Annotated in this window: 12 protein-coding genes; 2 read left to right on the top strand and 10 right to left on the bottom strand. The window is 46.5% G+C overall.

From position 1 onward, the window contains the following. Positions 1 to 110 precede the first annotated feature (110 nt). Positions 111 to 1,127, top strand: a complete 1,017-nt coding sequence (locus tag MYF79_RS04820; protein ID WP_247812800.1) for a hypothetical protein — start codon at positions 111 to 113, stop codon at positions 1,125 to 1,127. 127 nt (positions 1,128 to 1,254) lie between these two features. Here MYF79_RS04820 and MYF79_RS04815 read toward each other — a convergent pair whose 3' ends face one another. Together MYF79_RS04815 and MYF79_RS04810 are read right to left on the bottom strand one after the other, a co-directional pair. Next, positions 1,255 to 3,300 carry a glycoside hydrolase domain-containing protein gene (locus MYF79_RS04815; RefSeq protein WP_247812799.1) on the bottom strand — a complete coding sequence of 682 codons (2,046 nt, stop codon included), beginning with the start codon at positions 3,298 to 3,300 and terminating at the stop codon, positions 1,255 to 1,257. A 104-nt stretch (positions 3,301 to 3,404) separates the two neighbouring features. Beyond that, entirely contained in the window at positions 3,405 to 3,686 is a 282-nt protein-coding gene (locus MYF79_RS04810) for a hypothetical protein (RefSeq protein WP_247812798.1), read from the bottom strand. Positions 3,687 to 3,899: 213 nt separating this feature from the next. Between MYF79_RS04810 and MYF79_RS04805 the strand changes: the two genes are divergently transcribed. Further along, a complete protein-coding gene (locus MYF79_RS04805) occupies positions 3,900 to 4,454 on the top strand; it encodes an RNA polymerase sigma factor (protein WP_247812797.1) in 555 nt (184 codons plus the stop codon). Between the two features lie 168 nt (positions 4,455 to 4,622). Here the strand turns inward: MYF79_RS04805 and MYF79_RS04800 are convergent, their stop codons facing one another. From MYF79_RS04800 to MYF79_RS04765, 8 genes are all read right to left on the bottom strand, one after another. Next, positions 4,623 to 5,981, bottom strand: coding sequence for an efflux RND transporter periplasmic adaptor subunit (locus tag MYF79_RS04800; protein WP_247812796.1), 1,359 nt, complete (start codon positions 5,979 to 5,981; stop codon positions 4,623 to 4,625). Between the two features lie 33 nt (positions 5,982 to 6,014). Beyond that, positions 6,015 to 7,469 (bottom strand): TolC family protein, encoded by a 1,455-nt coding sequence (locus tag MYF79_RS04795; protein WP_247812795.1) that lies wholly within the window; start codon positions 7,467 to 7,469, stop codon positions 6,015 to 6,017. A 169-nt stretch (positions 7,470 to 7,638) separates the two neighbouring features. Then, positions 7,639 to 8,301 (bottom strand): ABC transporter ATP-binding protein, encoded by a 663-nt coding sequence (locus MYF79_RS04790; protein ID WP_199654594.1) that lies wholly within the window; start codon positions 8,299 to 8,301, stop codon positions 7,639 to 7,641. A gap of 317 nt (positions 8,302 to 8,618) precedes the next feature. Continuing rightward, positions 8,619 to 11,006: an ABC transporter permease gene (locus MYF79_RS04785; protein ID WP_247812794.1), complete on the bottom strand. Its 2,388-nt coding sequence runs from the start codon at positions 11,004 to 11,006 to the stop codon at positions 8,619 to 8,621. Positions 11,007 to 11,026: 20 nt separating this feature from the next. Continuing rightward, positions 11,027 to 13,384 (bottom strand): ABC transporter permease, encoded by a 2,358-nt coding sequence (locus tag MYF79_RS04780; protein ID WP_247812793.1) that lies wholly within the window; start codon positions 13,382 to 13,384, stop codon positions 11,027 to 11,029. Positions 13,385 to 13,424: 40 nt separating this feature from the next. Next, complete coding sequence (locus MYF79_RS04775; protein WP_199654591.1) at positions 13,425 to 14,114, bottom strand: ABC transporter ATP-binding protein; 690 nt, start codon at positions 14,112 to 14,114, stop codon at positions 13,425 to 13,427. A gap of 36 nt (positions 14,115 to 14,150) precedes the next feature. Further along, positions 14,151 to 16,553 carry an ABC transporter permease gene (locus MYF79_RS04770; protein ID WP_247812792.1) on the bottom strand — a complete coding sequence of 801 codons (2,403 nt, stop codon included), beginning with the start codon at positions 16,551 to 16,553 and terminating at the stop codon, positions 14,151 to 14,153. A gap of 93 nt (positions 16,554 to 16,646) precedes the next feature. Next, positions 16,647 to 17,894: an efflux RND transporter periplasmic adaptor subunit gene (locus tag MYF79_RS04765; protein WP_199654589.1), complete on the bottom strand. Its 1,248-nt coding sequence runs from the start codon at positions 17,892 to 17,894 to the stop codon at positions 16,647 to 16,649. Positions 17,895 to 17,912: the final 18 nt, after the last annotated feature.

Genomic DNA, 17,912 nt, shown 5'->3' with positions numbered 1-17,912 from the left:
ATCGTTAAGCCCATACCCCCCAATGGTTAAAATGCCCCCTCAGCGAAACTTATTTCCGTAGTCGCTTATTATCCCGGCACTATTTATTAAAAGACAACAATTACGGACCTATGAAGACGCTCTTCCACAAACTGAGCCTGCCAGCGCTCATGCTCCTGCTGGCATCCACGATCCTCGTTTCCTGTAGCAAAGAAGATGTACAGCAAATGAAACCTGAAACGCTCGGCGCCACACAAGCCGCTGCTGTAAACTTCAATGAAGAACTGGCCTACCGCTGGGCGCCTGTTCATTACCAGGACGTTGACCAGACCGGCGACTATGCTGTTGGCGGCAAAGCCGATTACATCACCGCGATCAATTTCGATGGCGACTGGGTTGGTACCAACAACTGGAACAACATTGCAGGTAACTATGCAGCTGCTGCCCACGTATACTATTCAGTAGCAGAAACCAGCACACACTGGTTCATCAACTATGCCTTCTTCCACCCACGCGACTGGACAGATAACCCTTTCGGTTATTACCTGGACCAGCACGAGAACGACTTCGAAGGCATGGAGGTGGTAGTAAGAAAGGATGGTACTACCTACGGCGCCCTGCAGGCAATGGTAACCACCTTCCACAAAGATTTCTATAGTTATACCGTATCGGGCAGCTCATGGCAGAACAACCACGAAACCAACGACGGTACCATCACAATGGAAAACTACAACAACGAATCTCACCCAACTACCGGTCATGAGGCGAAAGGTCATGGCCTGAAAGCCTATCCTTATGTAAACATTGTCGGCGATGGTATCCGCTATGTGCCGGGTCGTACTGCCGGAGTTCCAACCAATCCGGACGACCGTAACGTATCCTACAAACTGGTGGACGTATTCACTGCCGGTGGCTTATGGGAACAGCGCAACAACACGCAGCTGTTTAACAGCCCTTCAGGCGGTCTGGTTAGCAGTTACGGCGATGGCGGCGCCAATGCTCCATGGGCATGGAACGACGGAGATGATGGAGATGTTCAGGGGGGCGAGATCGCAACCGATCCTGCCAAGATGTTCAACATCTACTACAAGAACCTCGGTACATTCGATCTGACCTATATTTACAACCAATATAAAGGGATCAACTGATTCTAAAAGGACCGGGATACTGAGGTTACTCATATATAAGCCATATACGACCTATTATAACCCATATCTTCTAAGTATGGGTTATAATATGCGTCATATATGGCTTATATCCAGGAATGTGCTATATCTATTGTTGGCTACCAATTGCTGAGATCCATTTATTACCCGGCCCCTGCTCCTCAGCTGGTTTGCCGGTCGCCACAATTTCCAGTTTTCCGCCATTGGAGATCTCAGCATGTGTGATCCAGTTACGATCCAGTTTCTTCCCGTTCAACCATACCTCGCGGATATACACATTACAGTCGCCGAAGTTCTTTACGTGCACAGAGAAAGGTTTAGCGCCTGGCCATTGCCACTCTACTGACTCAAACAGGGGAACATTCAGGTAGTATATCGGCGATCCTATACAGGCAGGGAAGACACCGGTGGATACCAGTACAAACCACGACGACATCGTTCCGGCATCATCGTCCATCGTTCTGACATAGGCTGCCGGCTGGTTCTTATAAATGACATCTATCTCTGAGCCGATACCGCGGCTATTATCGTTAAAATAATGCTGAACCATGGTGTCTACAGCGATCTTGTGCACCAGGGCCTGCGATTTCCATGGCTGGCTGGTCACATTGTACATGAAGGGCACCTGCAGGTCCGGCTGGTTAGCATGACAGTAATAGTCATTCCCGAAAAATTCATCCAGCTGAGAAATGTAAGCCTGCTCACCGCCGCACAGCTCCATCAAACCTTTCAGATCAAACGGCACGAACCAGCGGTATTGCCAGATGGTACCCTGGTATAATCCCCTGGCCTGCATACGGTCTACGTCCTTGCGGGTAAGGTCCTGGAAATCTTTCTGCCAGTACTTTTTATATTCCGCTGCCTGTTGCCTGTACTGGTCGCCGCGGGCGTTGTCCTTGAACGCGTAATAGATCTCTGACAATGCCCAGGCATCGTAAGAGGACTCCAATGCCTTATCAGGATGTGCATAGTCGAGGTTCTTTATTTCCTTTTCAACTGAATCGGCAATGGCCTTAAAATCCAGTTTGTAACCCTTTTTCATGGCGTCCAGCAGCACGACGATGGCATGTTCTGTTCTTACGGTAATAGAAGGCTCATGCAGGGTGGCATAATCTTTTTTTCCATGCCGGTATAGTCCGGCGACAGAAGTGGTCATATCCTGGTACTCCTGAGGGAAGGCGATAGATAGCAAAGGCAATTGTGTCCTATAGTTATCCCAGATGGCCCAACCATTGTAGATCTTAGTACTGGTATGCTGCAGGGTACCATCGGTGGCTATATAAGCGCCATCAGGCGCTGATACCACGTAAGGCGACTGTATAGACCTGTAAAACAGGGAATAGAATAACTTTTCCCTGGCGGGATCTCCTTTCACTTTGATATGGCCCAGCGCCTTGTTCCAGTCCTGTTCACTTTGCCGTTTTACTACATCAAAAGCATCGCGGGTGATGGCCGCTTTGGCATAGGAAGTACCCACAGACGATAATCCTACCCGCACCCCAAGATCGTTGTCTGTAGTAGTTGCTACCAGTTCATGGGCCTGAGTCGCTGTCCATTTTACGGGATGGTCTGTTTCCAGGTAATAGTAGATCCTGTATACACCGGCGCTACAGGTAGTTTTTGACTCGATCCAGCCGCTAACGGCATTTCCGTCGATAGCATGTTCCTCTGCCACAAAACGACCCACGTGTGCATGTCCCAGGTCAACAAGCAGACCTTTTTTACCTGCGGGAAAATGGTATTGGTGGAGGCCGCCATTTTTGTATACTGTGAATGAGGCATTGATACCATTGGTAAACCCAACGTGATAATAACCCGGCGATGCCTGTTCCTCATATTTGATCAGGTCTGCCTTTACAGGACCATCACCGAGAAAAGGGCGCACCAGCAGGTTACCGCCACATCCCTGGCAACCCACTCCCTCCATGCGGTTGTGGGTGAAGCCCAGGAATTCTTTGGCCAGGTATTCATAGCCCGTATGGGTATCAGGATAGGTTTCCGGGCCAATGCTTAACATGCTGAAAGGATAGCAAGCGGCGGGCGACATTTGCCCATGATCCCCGGAAGAACCCAGGAACACATTCACCTGACCAGTTTGTTGAGCGGCTGCTGACAAAGAGAGCAGGCCCAGTAAATATATAAGACTCTTTTTCATACAAAAGCCTTAAATATATAGCACACAGCCCGCATATAACAGTTAACTGTTACAGGCGGGCTGTTAAATATATATTACCAGTATTTGTTCCTGATGAAATGTATTTATTCTGCTGCTTTTGTTGTGGATTCCACTTTTGCAGGCTTTGCGAGTTTAGCGGCTTTCTTAGCTACCTTTTTCTTGGCAAGGGCTTTCTTTTTAGGCTTGTCCAGACCTTTACTCAATAGTTTGGCAGCTTTCCTGATCCTGTTTTTGAACTTTGTTTCTCCCAGTTCTTTCTTCAGGTCTACTAATAACAGGTCTAATTTCTTTTCTATGGTGGTGCGTGCTTCTTTGCGGGATGCCTTGGCAGGCTTAGCGGTCTTCGCTGTATCTGTACTTGACATAACTTATTAAACGTTGGTTAAATATGATAACATAAATTTAATCTTAAATTAACATAGGCCAATGTTAAGTTTTCGCAGTACGATGATCCCGACAACAATTTCCCCGTTGTGTATAATTACCCACCGGCCTCCAATGTTAAGTCTTCATGATAATTTGACAGACCCTTCTTTCAGCTCGCTTCAACATTCTATTTTTAGCAGCCGCCTGGACATATGACAACAGATCAACGCGAGAGACTGTCAGACATCCCTCATACCGGAGAGTCTCTTTCTTTTGAGAAGCTATTTAACACTTACTGGGATTCATTATACCAGTATACAACCCGCGTATTGTGTAACGAGGCAGACGCACAGGACCTGATTCAGGACCTGTTCACTGATCTCTGGGAAAGAAGGCATACCCTGCACATTAACTCCCACATCCGTTATTACCTGTTCAGCGCTGCCAGGAAAATGATACTCCGTAAGTTCAGGGATGACGGTGTAAAAGAGAGATACCTGGAGAAGTACGAACAGTATAAAGAACAGGGTTCTGAACTTACTATGAGTATGATCATACACAGGGACATCATAGCCCAGTTACAGGATGATCTGCAGGCACTTCCTGAAAAGGAACGGCAGGTATTTACCTGGTCACATTTTGATGAGTTAAGCATCCGGGAGATAGCGTCAAAGACGGGGACAGCGGAACAAACCGTACGTAACCAGTTAAACAGCGCTTATCGGAAAGCACAGGCGTTGATGCATAAACTACTTATCATTTTTTAATCGTGATAGTCCTGTTTACATCCTAAAAAACCCAAAATGGGTAGGCTCAGAAGTAAAAACAGGCGCTGAGAATTGCTTAAATGACTACCTGACGCTATCAGATACTCAAATAAAAAGAGGGTGCATCGTACAATGATACACCCTCCTCTCCTTTATACCGGAATATCTTTATTTGCCTTTGTTCTCGAACAACTCTTTCTTCGGAACCACTCTCACTTTTTTCCCCTGGTCGAGATCTTTTGACACTGCGGAATAAGGAGCGCTGATCACCTGATCGCCCGCTTTTAGTCCTGACAATACTTCAATGTTGGTATCATCCTGCACACCGGTAGTAACTGTTACCAGTTTCACTGTTTTATCCGGTTGCAATACAAAAACAACTTCCTTCAGGTCTTTACCACTTTCTTTTGCAGCCGCCAGGTCTTCTTTTTTGGCGCCTACTGCTTTGGAGCTGTCAACAATATCGCGGGTGGTCACTGCATTGATAGGCACTGCCAGTACATTGTTCTTCCTGCGTGTCTGAATATCTACGCTGGCGCTCATACCCGGACGGAAAGGGAAATTCTTCGGATGTGTAGGATCGATCAGATCTTTATAACTATCCGGCAGAATGCGGATATGGACAATATAGCTGGTCACCTGTTCTGCAGAGGAAGTTGATGTGGATGCACTGCTGGTAGCCGCACCTTTACTTGAACTCGCGATCTGGGTTACAATTCCCTTGAATTTACGATCGCTGTAAGCATCTACTTCTACGATAGCTGTGTCATTATATTTTACACGGGGAATGTCATTTTCGCCTACATCTACCTGCACTTCCATCACATTCAGGTCAGCGATGCGCATGATTTCTGTACCGCTCATCTGACCGGTACCAACCACACGTTCCCCTTTTTTAACAGGCAGCAGTGATACCACGCCACTCATCGGCGCTACGATAGTAGTACGTTTCAGGTTAGTGTTGGCTTCTGTCAGCCCGGCCTTTGCGCTTTGTACAGCATAACGGTTGCTGTTCACCTGCTCGGCAGCGGCGTTATAATCTGCCAGGGCAGAGCGGTAAGTGGCTTCGGCGGTTTCAAATTCACTACGCGACACTACTTTCTGTGCCAGCAGTTCCTTGTTACGGTCGTAAGCAGCTTTACTCTGTTCCAGTTTGGCTTTAAATGCATTCAGTGAAGCGGCGGTATTAGCCAGCTGGGCCTGTGCCTGGCTGAGGGAGGCTGTTGCCTTATCACGCACGGAGCCATATACATCGGCATAGATGCGTACCAGCACCTGGCCTTTCTGTACAGAGTCTCCCTCCAGTACGGGAAGATCTACGATTTCACCGGATACGTCAGAGCTGACCTTTACTTCTGTTTCAGGGTAGATCTTACCACTGGCAGAAACTACCTCTATAATAGTTTTTTCAGCGGCGTTATCTACCGCCACTTTAATGCTGTCGTCTTTGCCAGCTCTGCTTACAGCCACAATGACAATCAGCAAAATAATGATCCCCAAGATCCAGAAAAGTGTCTTTCTCTTCATATAAAACGGCGTATTTCAAAAGGAAGGGAGCTGCTACAGCGAGACCTTCTGGTCCCTGTAAAACTCCAGTAGTTTCATTCTAAATATATATTCGTATTGGGCTGATACCTTATCGATCTGCGCTCGGAACAGGTTGTTCTGGGTAGTAATATAGTCAATTGTATTCATTAAACCCAGATCGAAACGCTTCGTGGCAAAATCGTATGCACGCTGAGAAGACTCCACTCCTTTTGAGGAGGCTGAAAACTTCTGGATAGCGGCCATTGCGTTCGCATGAGCGGTATAAATATCCCTGCGTAATTGTTGAAGGTCCTGGTCTAAAGTCAGCTTTTGTGTTTCAATATTCAGTTTAGCCTGCTTTACAGCCGTTCTCTGTGACCATCCGTTCAGGATAGGAATATTCAGAGAAAGACCTACGGACTGACGGAAGTTATTGTTGATCTGATCGCTGAACGGGATAGTTACCAGTTTATAACTGGGTGTCTGACCGGTAGCTTTTACCGTATAGGTGTTTCCACCTATAGCAACCTCACCGATATCCTGTGTAAAAGGAGTATATCCTGTGATCACCTGGTTTTTCGCACTGTTGGCATAACTGGTATTCAGGTTACCGGATGCTGACAGGCTCGGATACAGGAGGCCTTTCTGGGAAGCGTATGTACGTTCCATGGATTTTATCCTTAACAGATCTCCTTTTATGCCGGGGTTATTGTTCTGCGCCGCGCTGAAGACCATTTCCGGGTCTACTTCATCCAGGCGGGGAATAGGAATTTCAGCAATATTGGCGGGCACCTGCGGTACATATGGTACGTCAAATCCCAGGTTCAGATAGGCCTTCATTTCCAATGTGGACATGATCACATTATTCTGTGCGGTGATCAGGTTCACGCTGTCATTTGCCAGTTTGGTTTCCAGGTCAGCCTGGTCACTCTCCGGTTTGGAACCGGCGATCACCAGCTTTTTGGTGTTCTCCAGCTGAGACGCGGTCAGTTTTACCTGTAGCTCACTGATGTGTACCTGTTCCATATTGAGCAGGATCTGAAGGAAGGCGGCAGCAATATTGAACGCCACGTTATTCTTGGCCTTCTCCAGGAAATTATCCTGTGCTTTCGCCTCGTAGCTGTTGGCAGCTATCAGGTTACGGCGGTAGAACCAGTTGAAGATATTAACATTGGCATTCACCCCCGCGCCAACGTTGAAGTAAGATTGGGTAATGATCGTATTGGTATACGGGTCAATGTTACGGCCGGAACCATATGTAGCCTGCACGCCTGTGCTGAGGGTAGGGATCTGCGCCAACTTACTCTGCTGGTATGTCAGTGCCGCAAAACGTTTCTGCACGTCTTGTTGCTTGATCGATATGTTGTTTGCCAGCGCGTAATCAACAGAACGTTGCAGTGTCCAGGTGTCCTGCGCCTTTAAGGTCGCAGAGTTAGCAAACAAGATGCACAGTGCCAGGATACATCCCGGGATTTTGGATATTTTCATGACCTTCCAAAAATATAATAATTGTGATGATAACATAAATAAATTCTTTATGAATGGCGTAAAATATTCGCAAACAAACAATTCCCGACACCGGGATCCCTATCAGACCCCGTGCCTGCGCACAACAGCTTGATAAGATTACCTGACGTCGGGAATTACCTGTAAGAAATTATGCGATTTTCCCGTCACGGATCTGTATGATCCTGTGACCATAAGTTGCATTAAGTTCGGAGTGTGTTACCTGCACTATCGTAATCTTATCCTTTTCATTCAACTGCTTGAACAGTTCCATGATCTCCTTTGCCTGGTCTGAATGGAGATTGCCTGTCGGCTCGTCTGCCAGTATCACCTTCGGTTCGCCTACCAATGCGCGGGCGATGCCCACCAACTGTTGCTGTCCGCCTGATAACTGGTTGGGAAACAGGTCTTTCTTGGCCACAATATTGAAGCGGTCCAGGATGTCGGCTACACGACTTTTCCGTTCAGCTGCCGGCATGTTCTTATACAATAAAGGCGTCTCGATATTTTCATACACCGTCAGCTCGTCTATCAGGTGGTAAGCCTGGAAAACAAATCCTATTGCGCCCCGGTGCAACTGTGTACGTTTCTTTTCATTCATTTTATGTACCGGCTCCCCGTCAAACAGGTACTCTCCCTGAGAAGGTTCTTCCAGCAATCCCAAAATATGTAAGAGGGTGGATTTACCTGAACCCGAAGGGCCCATAATGGATACAAACTCTCCTTCAAAGATCCTGAGATCAATATCTTTTAATATTTCATTCTTACCAAATCCTACGGGATAATACTTGGAGATATGTCTTAACTGTATCATTACTGTATACTGTTTTATTTGTTTACCCGGTCCAGTCCTCCCCGGTTGCCGGTCGTTTATTATTTCAATATAATCTATTCTCTTCTTAATACTTTTACCGGATTCATTGCCGCTGCTTTAGCAACTGCATACCCGCCATCAGCAAACATTATCGCAACAACACACGGCGCCTCTATATATTCCTTCGGGCCATTCTCAGATAGTTCTTTATCATAAAATTCCCTTTTTGTAAGTAATTAAAAGCTATGGGCGGGTAGACACCTGCCCATGACACATTTCACTTGTCATATTTAAACGTAACTACTAAAGAAACTTTCTTACTCGGTTCTCAATGACTTCACCGGGTTTGTCATTGCTGCCTTCATGGTCTGGATGCTGACCGTAACCAGCGCAATGAATACCGCCACACAACCAGCTGCCAGGAATACCCACCATGGCACATCGATACGATATGCAAAATCCTGCAGCCACCGGTACATCAGGTACCAGGCCAATGGCGTGGCTACCAGCAGGGCAATGGCTATCAGTTTAATGAAATCTGTAGACAGCAACAGAAGAATATTATTAACGGAAGCTCCTAATACTTTCCGGATACCAATCTCTTTCGTACGCTGGATCACGATGTAGGAGATCAGTCCCAGCAATCCTAATGTGGCCAGGAAAATAGCCAGGATAGCGAAGGTCAGTACCAGCTGGCCGAAACGGAAGTCGCCCCTGTATTGGCGATCGAAATCATCATCTACAAAGAAGTAGTTAAACCTTCCTTCCGGTATATACCTGTTGTATATAGCTTCTACACCGGCAATCACCTTTTTGACATTTTTCGGATCAACAGTCATTGTCAGCGGGGCGAACGCTTCGGGTTCGATACGCATTGTCAGCGGAGATACCGCCTCTTTCAGTGAACGGTAATTAAAATTCTTAATCACCCCGATAATGGTCCCTTTTCTTCCCCACTGGTCAAACTTCTTTCCGATGATCTCTTCCGGCTTGCTATAACCCAGGGAGGATGCAACCGCTTCATTTACCAGCATTGCCTGTGTGCTGTCAGTAGCCATTTGGGGCGAAAATGCTCGTCCTGCCAACAATTTAATGCCATATTGCTTAATGAAGTCGTAGTCTACAAAGTACAGGTTAATATTGCTCGCCTGCATTTCTCCATTCTTCATCTCGATATGACTATATGCAGAGTTCTGGAACCGGCCCGGTATAGCAGACGAGAAGGTGGCGCCCTCAACACCTGGTATATTCAATACCTGCTGCCTGATGTCAAACCATTTCTCTTTCATATTGGGCATACCACCAAACTCCACTACCAGCTGCTGCTCCTTTTTAAACCCGAGGTCACGGCCCTGCAGGTATAATAACTGGTAATAAACGATCATTACACCTGCTATCAGCACGATGGTGATAACAAACTGGAACACCACCAATCCCCTTCTCAGTAACAAGCCTTTGTTACTGCTGCTGAAAGCACCTTTCAACACAACCACGGGTTTGTAGGAGGACAAGACGATTGCAGGATAAATACCTGCCAGTAACCCAACGCCTATAGATATGAGCAGGAACCATACGATAGCGCCTGTACTGAATATATTGTATGCTATTTCTTTTCCGGCCAACAGGTTAAATCCTGGTAGCAGCAACTGGCTTAAGGCTACTGACAATATAAAAGCGAATAAACTGAGTAAGAGCGTTTCGCACAGGAACTGAAATGTGAGTTGCGACTCATAAGCCCCAATCGACTTCCGCACGCCTACTTCTCTCGCCCGCTCTGTTGCCCTGGCTGTAGCCAGGTTCACAAAGTTGATAACTGCTATCAGGAGGATGAAAATAGCCACGATGGAGAATATGTATACATTGGTAATGCTTCCCTTTACAGGTGCATTCCGCTTGGAGTTCATGTATACATCTTTCAGATGTTCCAGGTGTAAGGTGTAATACATGTTATTCTTCTTCATCGTGCTTCCTACATGCCTTTCCATAAAGCCAGGCAGTTTCTTCTCCAGTTTGGAAGCATCAGTACCCGGCGCCAGCAGCAGGTATGTCATCATACCAAAATTGCCCCATGATTCGGTGAGGTTCTGCCCCATCTTTTCGGCTGTCGCCAGGGAGAGGACCATATCAAAAGGCAGATGGGAATTTTCAGGGACATCCTTCATCACGCCTGTTACCCGGATTGTAGCTTTTCCGCCGTCTATCTGAAAAGTCTTCCCTAAAGGATCTGCCGAACCGAAATATTTCTTTGCTTTACTTTCACTCAACACAGCGGTGAAAGGTTCTGTCAATGCCTGTTTTGCCGTCCCTCTCGTTAGCGGGAAGGAGAATACTTCAAATAAAGTAGAATCAGCCATTGCCAGTTTATCCTCATCATACTTGTTAGTACCGATGGTGACAAGGGTATTTGACAAATTGAGCCTGACAGCAGACACGACTTCCGGGAAATCAGCCTTAATATTGGGGCCCATAGGAGCCGACGTGATCTCTGCTTCTATCAGTTCGGTTGGCGTCTTCACATCAGTCACGACCCTATAGATCCTGTCTTTATTCTTGTGGAATGAATCATAGCTCAACTCAAAACGCACATACATAAATATCAGGAAACAGCAGGTCATGCCTATTGTCAGGCCCAGTATATTGATAAAGGAATAGAATTTCTGCTTTCTGATATTTCTCCAGGCTATCTTCAGATAATTCTTGATCATACAATTCTTTTTATGGTTGGCTATTCAGTTTTTAAAGAGCGTACGGGGTTTGCCAATGCAGCCTTAATGGCCTGGAAACTCACTGTCAGTATCGCGACTATTACAGCCAGGCCACCAGCCAGTATAAAGACCCCCCAGTTGATGGTGATACGATAAGCATAGTCTTCCAGCCACCTGTTCATAATATACCAGGCAATGGGAACAGACAGCACTATCGATACTATTACGATCTTCAGGAAATCGCTGGTCAGTAATGTAACAATATTGGTCACTGAGGCGCCCAGCACTTTTCTTACCCCTATTTCCTTCACTCTTTGTCCTGTGGCAAATGTAGCCAGGCCAAACAGTCCGAGACAACTGATGAAGATGGCTATACCGGCGAAATAGTTAAATAGTTTACCCGTGCGTTTGTCCAGTTTATACAGTTTATTCAGGTTATCATCGATGAAATCATATCTGAACGGAAAGCCCGTATTATAGCGTTTGTAGAGTCGCTCTGCCGATGCCACAGCCTTGTCTATTTCACCAGGCTTTGTTTTCACATACACGATATCGCTGCTGGGACGGTAATGAATCACCAGTGGACCGATCTTTTCATGGAGAGAGGCGTAATGAAAATCTTTTACGACGCCAATGATGGTACCCTCCATGCTCCAGAGCCTGAATTTCTTTCCTATAGGGTCTTCCATTCTCATCATTTTTGCTGCCGTTTCATTAATGATGAAATGTGCGGAGTCAGCCCTTGAATTGCTAAAGTTGCCGCCTCTGACAAACTTGAACTTCATCATTTCCAAAAAGTTCTTGTCCGCGGAGAATGCGTGTGCAATCAGCGTTTCATCCTTTTCTTTACCTTCCCAGTAGGTATCTCCTGTACTATTATCGATGCTGGTCATCTTCTGGTTGCTGGTTGATGCGGTTGCTATCCCTGGTGAGGTTGCCAACTCCTGTACGGCAGCTTCCAGGTGATTATACATCTGGCCGGAGTAGAAGAAAAAGATATTCTCCTTATCGTACCCCAGTGCCTTTGATTTTATGTACCGAAGCTGTTGTCCTACTACCAGCGTACTGACGATCAGTACCGTAGCAATGACAAACTGTATCACTACCAAAGCGCGACGAAACGAAATGTTGCTGCCTGAAAGGTTCAGTCCTCCTTTTAATGTTTTCAAGGGGTTAAAAGAAGACAATATGACTGCGGGGTAAATACCGGCTACTATTAGGGTCACCAGCATGGACAAGCCTATTGCAAACACCATTTGCAGGTTCTGCAGGCCGAAAGAAAGGTGTTTCTCAGTAAGATTGTTATAGAAGGGGATCATTACCACGACAATCGCTATAGCAAGCACCAATGCCAGCATAAATACCAGCACCGATTCCCATACAAACTGGATGAACAGCTGCCTTCTGCTGGCACCTACTATTTTACGGACGCCTACTTCAGCAGCCCTTTGCATGGCTCTTGCAGTGGAAAGATTCACATAGTTCACACAAGCTATCAGGAGTATCACAATTGCAATGATCAGGAATATCCGTACCACTTTAATACCACCCTCACTCAGGTCAGCGTTATACAGATGTATGTCATGCAATGGCTGTACGTTATACTTGATGCCTGGCTCCTGGTTCCCATCAGGACGTAATTTGGCTATTGCAGCTGCTACCTTTGACGGTGACGCATTTGGCGCCAGCTGCAGATAGGTATTGTAATAAAAATTACCCCAATCTTCATCCACGGTCTTCCAAAGCCCGTTTCCTCCAAAGCTGGCCTGGAGTATACTAAAGGGCATCAGAAAATCATATTTGATACTTGATTGTTCCGGGAAATCCTCCACGACACCGCTGACCGCATAATTTTTTCCATCTCCCTGTATCACCTTGCCCATTACATCAGCAGTACCAAAATATTTCAGGGCAGCGCTCCGTGTCACAATCACGGAGTTGTTGTCAGGAAATGGATGCTGTACGTTCCCTTTCAGGAGGGGGAATGTAAATATGGTAAAAAAGGAAGGCTCGACATAAGCCAGATTAACATCGAAAAAGTCATTGTTATTGTATGTAAACTTCCCGATGTTGCCCCAGTTATCTCTCATGCGCGTTGCTGCCTGCACACCAGGAATATCCTTCACGGCATGTACTGCTATGGGCCCCGGCATACCGCTCCAGGTTTGCACGTCGGTACCCGAACTAAAGCTCACACTCAGTTTATACAGGCTTTCTCCCTTCTCGTGAAACCTGTCATAACTTAACTCGTCCTGCACCCATACCAGTATCAGGATACCGACTGCGAGGCCAATAGCGAGGCCGCCTATATTAATACTACTGTACATCTTATAGCGGCGCAGGTTACGCCAGCCAATCCGCAGATAGTTGTTAAGCATATGATTAAGTTTGAATGACGATTAATATCAGCACAGATGATCAGACATGAAATTGCTCCTTGATGTTCTCAGTTACGACGCGGCCATCGAACAGGTTGATCACGCGATGAGCGAAACCTGCATCATAAGGGCTGTGTGTTACCATGATCATGGTGGTGCCTGCTTCATTCAGCTCCTGCAATAGTTTCATTACTTCTTCACCATTGGTAGAATCCAGGTTACCTGTAGGCTCATCCGCCAGGATCATTTTAGGGTTTGCTACCACGGCACGGGCAATGGCCACACGTTGCTGCTGACCACCGGACAACTGTTGCGGGAAGTGATTACGGCGGTGCATAATGTTCATACGTTCCAGTACCTTCTCCACTTTCTCCTTTCTTTCACTGGCAGGCACTTTCAGGTACAGCAGGGGTAGTTCCACATTTTCGAATACGGTCAGCTCGTCGATCAGGTTAAAACTCTGGAATACGAAACCAATAGACCCTTTTCTGAGTTGTGCACGCTGCCGCTCACTCATTTTGGCTACTTCGTGGTCCCAGAAATGGTATTCTCCGCCACTGGGATTGTCCAGCAGTCCGAGGATGTTCAGTAAAGTAGATTTCCCGCAACCTGAGGGGCCCATAATGGCAACAAATTCTCCATCTTTCACTTCCATATTGATCCCATTCAGGGCAGAAGTTTCTATTTCTTCTGTTGTAAAAATCTTTTGCAGATTGACTGTACGTATCATCGACTTCGGTTTAATAATTTTTAAATCGGGTGTTTATTATTCACTTCTCAACAGCCCGGTAGGGTTTGCACTGGCGGTTCGGAAGCATTGTAAAGCAATCAGAATATAGGTTAAACTGAAGGTAATGATACCTGCAATTATAAATGGCACTACACTCATACTGGTGCGATAAGCATAATCATCCAGCCAGCGATCGGCTACCACATAGGCTACCGGCCAGGCAATGAGATTGGCGATCAATATAACTGATGTATATTCTTTCAGAAAGAGGTAAATAATATTGCGGGTATCGGCCCCTAACACTTTTCTTACACCAATCTCTTTGGTGCGGCGGTTAAGGCTGAATGCCACCACGCCGGCAGCTCCCAGCAGGATAATGACAAAGTTCAGTGCAGTTGCCACATTGGCCGCCTGTTTCAGACGGGTTTCAGTGTCATACATTGATTGAAACTTATCATCCATAAAGAAATACTCAAACGGGGCGTCCGGAAAGCGGGCCTTCCACACAGATTCGACACCGGCTATGGTTTTCCTGACATCAGTAGTCTGCAGTTTGATGCTGAGGAAGCGATAGAGTGCCCCTGTATTCTGGGAAAAGAATATCATAGGCGCAATTTTCTGCTGCATACTTGTGAAGTGAAAATCCTTCACAATGCCCTTTACCGTGAAGGTACCACCCTGGGGACCCGCAGCTACTATCTCCTCTCCTATGCCTGTTTTCAGATGTAAAGCCTTCACAGCAGCTTCATTGAGCACCACATCCTGAGGATTGTCCTGGTCCGTAAAGAAAGAACCAGCCAGCATCCTGAGTCCGAAGGTGGCTGCATAATTCCCATCAGTAACCAGGGTTCCCACATTCACCGGAGCATCGCTGCTTCCGCCGGAAGGTATAATGGGTAAACCTCCTCCATTCATCCCATCCGGTACTTCATAGGAAATGGTAGCGCTCTTCACTGCGGCATTTCTCATTATTTCATCCCTTACCTGCGCTACACGTTTTAAACCTGCGGTATCCCACTGCCTCGGTACGGAAGAGATGACCAATACCTGTTCCTTGTTATATCCCAGTTCTTTTTTGAAGAAATAATCAACCTGCCTGGAGATGTACAATGTGCATACGAACACCAGCACAGCCAGGGAAAACTGTATGATAAGTGAGCCTTTTCTAAACAATAATTCGCCTTTGCCTACAGAGACTTTCCCTTTCAGAATTTTCAACAGATGACTGGCTGTGAGTACGAAAGCAGGATAGACACCGGCAATTATTCCTACAAGTGCTACCAGCAACAGGTAAAATAAAACCATCGTTCCCGAAAAGGACCATACATGAGGTAGGGTTTTATTCAGCACCTGTCCGAACAGTGGGCGCAACAGTTCAAAGAACACAATGGAAAGAAAGGCCGCTATAAAAGTAAGTACAAGTGATTCTGCGAGAAATTGAGTTATCAGCTGCTGGCGTCTGCCACCAAACACTTTCCGCAAACCGATCTCTTTCAACCTGTATACAGAGGTACCTATACTGATATTCACATAATTGATCACAGCCATCAGCAGGACGAAAAATGCAATTACAGCCAGGATGTAGCACATCTTTCTTACCAGTCCGTTATTCGTATCCAGGTAGAAGGTGTCCATTCCTACCAGTTGAATACTCAGGTTATCTTTCAGTTGCTGATTGCAATGCATGGCCATCAGCTTTTTGATAGGAGCAGCCAGTTGTTCGGGTTTTACACCTGGTTGCAGTGTTATGTAAGAAGCCATACTCACACTGTTCCAGTCTTTGTCAACGTCGGGAGCAAGGAAGTAGGCCACATTCTGCATTGGCAGGAAAATGTCTGTCTTAAAACCATTGATGGTGGTTACGGTATTGAGACGTGTTTCCCTTTTCAGCACGCCGGTAATAGCATAGTTCTTTTTGCCATCTTTACGGGTATCAATAGTCAGTACTTCATCCAGTACATCCGTTCTGCCGAAAAATTTCATTGCCGTTTCGGCCGTGATCACAATGGAATTGTTATCCCGGAAGGGATGCACAGGATCACCCTGTATGAGAGGCAGTCCAAAAGCGATTATCGCTGTCGTATCGCCCGGCTGCAGCGACATACGGAAATGGCGGTCTTTATAGGAAGCATTTGCGCTACAGGGGAAAGTCCTGTAGTAATTGGCCACGAGGGACGGGTAATCATCCTTTAGCGCTTTGGCCAGTGGCGCGGGCGTAACCAGGGGCATGTACATATTCTCTTCCCTCGAGGCGGATTGCAGATAATATTGTTGGGGCAGATCTTTCAGGTTACTGTTCACCTGCTTCTCTTCCCAGATGTATACAGCTATCAGCAAAGAGAAGGTAATACCAATGGCCAGACCGGCAATATTGATGAAAGAAAACAGCTTTCGCTTGGCCAGGTGCCTCAATGCTATAGTGATGTACATGCCTGTCATGCTGTATATATTTTTTCAGGTGATTGTCCATGGCGCCACCTCTGCCTGCTTGCAGAGGTTGGCACCGGAACTAAAACAACTGTAACTGCCGGCTTAAAATACTAAAACCTCTTTGTCTCCGAAATTCTCATATGATGAGGTGATCACCTGTTCGCCTTCCTGCAAGCCTTCCAACACCTCGAAATACTGAGGGTTTTTCTGTCCCAGGGAAATATTACGTTTCACCGCTCTCTTACCACTCTTGTCCAGCACGTATACCCAGTTACCGCCGGTGTCAGAGAAGAAACCGCCTACCGGCAGCAGGATAGCCGATGAAGACTTGCCCAGCTCCAGGCGGATAGGAGAAGATTGTCCGCGGCGGATGCCTTCCGGTGTTTCCCCTTCAAAGCGCATATCTACATTAAAACGGGCATTCTTTATTTCCGGATATACTTTGATGATAGACAGGGGATAACTTTTGTTATTGAAATCAAAAGTAGCTTTCAATCCGGGGAATACCCTGGAAACGTAATGTTCATCTACCTCAGCGCGCATCTTAAACCCATTCAGGTCATCTATCTGGCCGATGTTCTGACCAGCGGTGATGCTACCGCCTACTTCCGCGTCCACAGAGGACAATTGTCCATCAATAGGAGCTCTTAACACCAGGTTGCTCAGGTTATCTTTCATCATCTGCAGGTTACGCTGTGTGCGGGCGATGGTAGATTCCAGGCGGCTTATCTGGATCATGGCGTTCTCTTCCTGGAAGCGCTGACTTTCTATCTCTATCTGGCGCTTCTTTACAAGGCGCTCATAATCAATCTTATTCTTATTGAATTCCTGGCGGGATACGATCTTGTCGTCCACCAGTTGCTTCGTACGATCGTAGAGGTCTTTAGCCTGCTCTATCTGGTAATCCAGGTCGGCCACCGTTTGTTGCATGGTGTAACGATTCTGTTTGAGGGACTGCCTGGTATTCTGCAACTCGTTGATCAGGCGGTAGATCTCTGTCTCATGGTTCACGAAGTCCATCATCAGGTTCTGGTTTTCAAGCAGGAGGATGCTGTCTCCTTTTTTGACCATATTACCCCCTTCGAGGTATTTCTGGCTCACATATCCCCCTACGATGGCATCCAGACGGATGGTTTTCAATGGCAATACTACTGCCGTTACGGCGATATATTGATCAAAGGTCCCTTTTGTAACAGTAGACACGGTGATTTTATCCTTCTCGACATTGAGTTTCGAGCGGTGATCAGCAAATATCAGGTTATACAGAAGTAACATCGCGACAATGGCCCCCCCGCTGATAAAGGAGATCCTTTTTTTTGACCAGTACTTCTTTTCTATTTTTCTGTCCATAGGTTAAACTAAATTCCT

Origin of the sequence: Chitinophaga filiformis, from assembly GCF_023100805.1 — a bacterium.
GTDB classification, from domain to species: Bacteria; Bacteroidota; Bacteroidia; order Chitinophagales; family Chitinophagaceae; genus Chitinophaga; species Chitinophaga filiformis_B.
This window is presented reverse-complemented; position numbering and strand designations above follow the sequence as displayed.

Excerpts from the sequence above, each read along its gene's own strand:
- MYF79_RS04810 (WP_247812798.1), bottom strand. The coding sequence starts at position 3,686 with ATGTCAAGTACAGATACAGCGAAGACCGCTAAGCCTGCCAAGGCATCC.
- MYF79_RS04790 (WP_199654594.1), bottom strand. The coding sequence starts at position 8,301 with ATGATACAGTTAAGACATATCTCCAAGTATTATCCCGTAGGATTTGGT.
- MYF79_RS04785 (WP_247812794.1), bottom strand. The coding sequence starts at position 11,006 with ATGATCAAGAATTATCTGAAGATAGCCTGGAGAAATATCAGAAAGCAG.
- MYF79_RS04795 (WP_247812795.1), bottom strand. The coding sequence starts at position 7,469 with ATGAAAATATCCAAAATCCCGGGATGTATCCTGGCACTGTGCATCTTG.
- MYF79_RS04815 (WP_247812799.1), bottom strand. The coding sequence starts at position 3,300 with ATGAAAAAGAGTCTTATATATTTACTGGGCCTGCTCTCTTTGTCAGCA.
- MYF79_RS04800 (WP_247812796.1), bottom strand. The coding sequence starts at position 5,981 with ATGAAGAGAAAGACACTTTTCTGGATCTTGGGGATCATTATTTTGCTG.
- MYF79_RS04780 (WP_247812793.1), bottom strand. The coding sequence starts at position 13,384 with ATGCTTAACAACTATCTGCGGATTGGCTGGCGTAACCTGCGCCGCTAT.
- MYF79_RS04805 (WP_247812797.1), top strand. The coding sequence starts at position 3,900 with ATGACAACAGATCAACGCGAGAGACTGTCAGACATCCCTCATACCGGA.
- MYF79_RS04770 (WP_247812792.1), bottom strand. The coding sequence starts at position 16,553 with ATGACAGGCATGTACATCACTATAGCATTGAGGCACCTGGCCAAGCGA.
- MYF79_RS04820 (WP_247812800.1), top strand. The coding sequence starts at position 111 with ATGAAGACGCTCTTCCACAAACTGAGCCTGCCAGCGCTCATGCTCCTG.
- MYF79_RS04775 (WP_199654591.1), bottom strand. The coding sequence starts at position 14,114 with ATGATACGTACAGTCAATCTGCAAAAGATTTTTACAACAGAAGAAATA.
- MYF79_RS04765 (WP_199654589.1), bottom strand. The coding sequence starts at position 17,894 with ATGGACAGAAAAATAGAAAAGAAGTACTGGTCAAAAAAAAGGATCTCC.